This window comes from Pseudoalteromonas sp. BSi20429 (assembly GCF_000238895.1).
In the GTDB taxonomy this organism is placed as follows: Bacteria; Pseudomonadota; Gammaproteobacteria; order Enterobacterales; family Alteromonadaceae; genus Pseudoalteromonas; species Pseudoalteromonas arctica.
Genome location: NZ_BADV01000082.1, coordinates 1 through 5218, shown reverse-complemented (window position 1 = coordinate 5218; position 5218 = coordinate 1). Strand labels below are relative to the sequence as shown.

The window sequence follows — 5218 nt, the reverse complement described above, 5'->3', positions numbered from 1 at the left end:
GCCGCAGAAGATAATTACCTTCTGCGGCTTTTTTTAATGCTTTAACTAAATAGAGTTCAGGTTGGCTACTAGTTATTTAATTCAGCTGTTTTAAGCTCGTCATCTAAATCATTTATCTCATCAATAAAGTTCTCTAGTTGCTGCTCTACTAGGCTATTATCATTTGCAAAGTAAGCAAGGTGGAATACCGCATCACCTTCATTTACCAATGGCATAGTTTGCTGACCAATAACAATACCGCCTTTAGGCGCTAAAAGCTCAAGCTCAGAGTCACCTAGTGGGCTACTAATATAAGCAAGTACTTGCCCTTTAGTTACATGCTCCCCTAGTGATACTTGTGCACGCACAATGCCATCAACTTCGGCACGTATCCAACTAGTTGAACCTGCAATAATAGGATCTGGTAACTTTTTAGGACGCTTGCCACGGATCATTTTTAAATGACGCATAACATAATCAACACCTTGAACACCTGCCGCAATGGCGATTGGATCAAAACGCAGTGCTTCACCAGCTTCATAGGTTATAACCGGTATACCTAGGTTTGCAGCTTCACTTCGTAATGAGCCATTACGCAATGATGCATCTATAACTGCTGGCGTGCCGAATGCTTTAGCCATTTCAGCGGTTGCTTCATCAGCTAAGTTAGCGCGAATTTGCGGTAAGTTAGTTCGATGAATAGCGCCAGTATGTAAATCAATAATGTGGGTACAATGTATTGCCACTTGATTAAAAAACATATAAGCCATACGCCCAGCAAGTGAGCCACGCTCAGAACCTGGAAAGCTACGATTCATATCGCGTCGGTCTGGTAAGTAACGCGATTTATGAATAAAGCCAAACACATTCACAATAGGCACAGCGATTATTGTGCCGCGCAGTTGGCTTGGGTCTATTTTAGCAATTAACTGACGCACAACTTCTACGCCATTTAGCTCATCACCATGAATAGCCGCACACACCATAAGCACAGGACCTTCCATTACACCGTTAACCACTTCAATAGGAATATTAAGTGGTGAATGGGTATAAAGTTTAGCTGCCTCTAAGGCAAGTGTTTTACGCTCGCCTACGCCTACACTCTCTCCTAATAAGGAAAAAGGACGGTTAATTTTAACCTTTGCCACGTGTTGCTGTTCCTTTACTTGAAGCATTTTTTTCGATGAAATCAATCACCATGCCTGCAATGTCTTTACCTGTTGCTATTTCAATGCCCTCTAAACCTGGTGATGAGTTTACTTCCATCACAAGTGGTCCACGAGATGAGCGAAGTAAATCAACCCCCGCTACGTTCAAGCCCATTGATTTAGCCGCGGCTACTGCTGTTTTACGCTCCTCTGGAGTAATACGAACTAATGTAGCACTACCACCACGGTGAAGGTTAGAGCGGAACTCACCTTCTTGTGCTTGGCGCTTCATTGCTGCTATTACTTTATCGCCTAATACGAAACAACGTATATCGGCACCACCCGCTTCTTTAATGTATTCCTGAACCATAATATTAGCTTTCAAGCCCATAAATGCTTCAATAACACTTTCAGCCGCTTTGCGTGTTTCAGCAAGTACAACACCAATGCCTTGTGTGCCTTCAAGTAATTTAATTACAACAGGTGCACCGCCTACCATTTCTAGTAAGTCTTTTACATCATCTGGTTTGCTAGCAAAACCTGTTACTGGCATACCAACGCCTTTGCGCGAAAGTAACTGAAGTGAGCGTAATTTATCGCGCGAACGAGAAATAGCGACTGATTCGTTTACAGGGTAAACACCCATCATTTCAAACTGACGAAGTACCGAACAGCCATAAAATGTAACCGATGCACCAATACGCGGGACGATTGCGTCAAATTCTTTTAAGTTTTCACCGCGATAGTGAATTTCTGGTTGCTCAGAGTTGATATTCATATAACAGCGCAATGCATCAATCACTTTAACTTCGTGACCGCGTGCCTCTGCCGCCTCAATTAAGCGACGTGTTGAATATAATTTTCTGTTGCGAGATAAAATACCGATTTTCATAGTTAAACCTTACGACCTAATAGTTGAGATAAAGCCGGGTCAACGACTATACGATTTTCCATGGCTGTACGCCCTAATAACATTCTAAACTTCATTGTTGCACGGCTTGTTAAAGTAAGCTCGATAGGCCAGCTGTGCTCGCCTGCATGCAATGTAGTTTCTATAAAGTAACGTAACTCTTTTTGCCCACTTGAGCTGGTTACGTACTTCATTTTTTTAACTTTTGCATTGCAAGTGACTTGCGTTTGCTCATCATCTTGCAGTGGCTGGGCCGTAAATTTAACCCATTTTTCTGAGTCAACTTCGTATTCTTCAATGTTAATTGCATGAATACATGAAGTGCGAGCGCCAGTATCAATTTTTGCTTTTATCTCGTTAATACCAAGCCCAGGTAAACTTAACCACTCACGCCAACCAACTGTGATCTTTGCTGTCATAAATGTGCCCTTAATAAAAAAGTGACTTATACGCTACAGGTAAAAAAACACCAACGAAATAAATTTATCTAGTCGATTAGTAAATTAAATTGATCTTTTTAAACAACTGGTCACACAATGCACGCCTTGCTGAATAGTACTTTATGCCACTTTACTCAGCCCAAAGGCTCTGCATATATTTTGCTATTTAAGCTTAACTTATTAAAAATAAAGGTAAGTTTAAAATACTTAAGTAGATACACTATAGTTAACGGTATTAAAAATACACTATTATGAGAAATAATTATGATTAATGGTTTACTACATGCACTTGTACTTGATGGACAAGGCGGCGCTCGCCCTATTGAAAGCACTAATGAGCTAAATAGCTGGCAACCAAGCCACGGAAAACTTTGGGTGCACATGGACTATAGCCAAAGCGAGGCTGTTGAATGGCTCAAGGCACAACCTCATTTAAACGACTACGAATTAGAGTCCTTAATTGCTGATGAAACACGCCCGCGTATTACATCAACGACTAACGGACATATGTTATTTTTACGTGGTGTAAATTTAAATCCAGCACAAAGCCCTGAAGACATGGTTTCAATTCGTTTATTTATTAGCGAAGACATTCTTATTACTACCCGCAAGCGTCGTTTATTATCGGTGCAGGATACGCTCACCTGTTTAAATGAAAATAAAGGCCCATGCAATATTTCTGAATTAGTGTGCTCTATTACACAAAAACTAACTTCTCGCATGCAAAGCGTTATTGACTCACTAGATGAAACACTCGACGAGTTTGAAGAAGAAATAGATGAACCAAGTAAAAAGTTTGATAACCAAGGTTTATCACAGTTGCGCCGTCAAACAATTGCCTTAAAGCGTTATTTAAAACCGCAAAAAGAAGCCCTTAGCTCAATGGTAAATAATCACTACCCGTGGCTGTTAGATGACGATAAAGCAAAATTAAACGAAACAACAAACTTACTTATTCGTTATTTAGAGGAGCTTGATAGCTCTATTGAACGTGCGCAAATCATTCAACAAACAATCACTAACCAAGTGTCTGAGCAATTAAATCAGCGTATGTATGTAATGTCGGTTGTGGCTGCATTATTTTTACCTTTAGGCTTTTTAACCGGCCTGTTAGGCGTAAACGTAGGAGGTATTCCGGGTACCGAGAGCCCCTATGCATTTAGTGCGTTTGTTATATTTTTGATTGTACTTACTGGCGGTATTGGTGTGTATTTTAAAAATAAAAAATGGTTATAGATTAAGTTTATACATTTAAAAAGCATTTAAAAAGCATTAAAAAAGCCACTCAGCTTTAAACTGAGTGGCCTTCTAAACTACTGAATAACTAAATAATTAGTTAGTTTTACGCGTATAACTAACGTCAGTCATTGTTACTTTAGCTTTTGTAATTCCTAAATCTTTAAAGCACTCTTTAAATGAATCTGAGTTTCCTGACTCGCCACACTCATCTAGTGTATATGGGTCTTGTGATTGTAAATAATTACCAAACTTAAAGTAAGATTCTGAATCATCTTCTACCGGAATACCAAAGGTAGTACCTAATGCAGTCACATCTACATCACCGTAATTATTAACTACTTTTAGATTGAATGAACCACCACTTCTGATAGTACCTAGTGCATGTTTTTCTTCTTTACCACTGGTGTTACGCAGGCGAACATAAACGTCAAAAATCCCGTTACCTGCTACGCTATCATCAAAACCTGATTCATCAGTATCTGAAACATATACTTTTGAAATCGTACCCGTATCGCTAGCGTGGTGCTGAGAAATAATCGTTTTACCACCATCTGACATTTCAACTTTTACAGTTGCCTCAAAAACCTCATAGGTTTCGGTCATTGCAACACGTGCACTTTCTTTTACTTTATATTCATGACGCCAGCCATTCCCGTTTGGAGTGATATGACGCGCTTCTAGAGGAACAAACTCTAAAGTGTCGCTATTTACTAATGGATGAGGATCATTACCTTCAAGGTCAAAAATACTACCGTTGGTGATGTTGCTTGCTATACCTGAGCCACTACCAGTGTCGCCACCGCCAGTATCACCACCACCTGTGTCTCCGCCGCCAGAAGAACTCCCCTTAGTTAACGAAAAGTCATCAAAACGAACATCGCTTGAGCTCTTATCATGCTTAGCAAATACTTGTAGCGAACCTGTATTAGCTGTGGTGAAAGTTTTAGATACTTTTGTCCACGAAGAAACGTTAAATTTCTCACTTTTAAACAAACCATTAAGATCGTTAATGCCGATTTGTCCCTTGCCAAGTACGTACGCACTTAACGTGTACTGAGTATTTCGATCTACATCTACATTTTGGTAAACACGCCCTGGGCTACCTTGAATTTTTAATGATTTAGAGCCCTTGTAAGCACTACCTGAAATAGCCGCTGGTTCTGTTTCATTCCAGTTATTCCAACCATCTTCAAATCCAGCATTATTAACAGTTGCCGCTTGTACAAAACTTGAGCTAGCAGTCATTGCTGCAAGCATAAATAGGGATTTTTGGTTAATCATTATCTTTATTTCTCCAAACCTGTACATGAAAAAATCTTACTACATGGCTATAAATGAGTATTTCACTTGAGCCTAGATCATCGCCTGTAAACAGGTTTTAACTTGTGTTTTTATGTGTAATTGGTAATAAGTAAAATGTAAATAAAACCACTCTTGGTTTACAAACAAATATTACCAATAATTATTGCCAGCTGGGCTGAGACACAAGTTATATTGCCTGT

The 5218-nt window shown here is 39.5% G+C and carries 5 protein-coding genes; 1 reads left to right on the top strand and 4 read right to left on the bottom strand.

Annotated elements, in window-relative coordinates:
* Positions 1-68: 68 nt before the first annotated feature.
* Genes P20429_RS03900 through P20429_RS03910 form a run of 3 tightly spaced genes read right to left on the bottom strand, consistent with a single transcriptional unit; the run spans position 69 to position 2456 of the window.
* Entirely contained in the window at positions 69-1127 is a 1059-nt protein-coding gene (locus P20429_RS03900) for a succinylglutamate desuccinylase/aspartoacylase family protein (protein ID WP_007585786.1), read from the bottom strand.
* Complete coding sequence (gene rimK, locus P20429_RS03905; protein WP_002961977.1) at positions 1114-2019, bottom strand: 30S ribosomal protein S6--L-glutamate ligase; 906 nt, start codon at positions 2017-2019, stop codon at positions 1114-1116. Before rimK ends, P20429_RS03900 begins: the two co-directional genes overlap by 14 nt.
* Before the next feature lie 2 nt (positions 2020-2021).
* Entirely contained in the window at positions 2022-2456 is a 435-nt protein-coding gene (locus P20429_RS03910) for an ATP-dependent zinc protease (RefSeq protein WP_007585784.1), read from the bottom strand.
* A gap of 285 nt (positions 2457-2741) precedes the next feature.
* Between P20429_RS03910 and P20429_RS03915 the strand changes: the two genes are divergently transcribed.
* A complete protein-coding gene (locus tag P20429_RS03915) occupies positions 2742-3713 on the top strand; it encodes a zinc transporter ZntB (RefSeq protein WP_007585782.1) in 972 nt (323 codons plus the stop codon).
* A gap of 96 nt (positions 3714-3809) precedes the next feature.
* Here P20429_RS03915 and P20429_RS03920 read toward each other — a convergent pair whose 3' ends face one another.
* Entirely contained in the window at positions 3810-4997 is a 1188-nt protein-coding gene (locus P20429_RS03920; protein ID WP_007585780.1) for a polysaccharide lyase family 7 protein, read from the bottom strand.
* Positions 4998-5218: the final 221 nt, after the last annotated feature.

Bases quoted from the DNA above. Each gene is read 5' to 3' on its own strand.
- rimK (WP_002961977.1), bottom strand. From the start codon at position 2,019: ATGAAAATCGGTATTTTATCTCGCAACAGAAAATTATATTCAACACGT.
- P20429_RS03910 (WP_007585784.1), bottom strand. From the start codon at position 2,456: ATGACAGCAAAGATCACAGTTGGTTGGCGTGAGTGGTTAAGTTTACCT.
- P20429_RS03920 (WP_007585780.1), bottom strand. From the start codon at position 4,997: ATGATTAACCAAAAATCCCTATTTATGCTTGCAGCAATGACTGCTAGC.
- P20429_RS03915 (WP_007585782.1), top strand. From the start codon at position 2,742: ATGATTAATGGTTTACTACATGCACTTGTACTTGATGGACAAGGCGGC.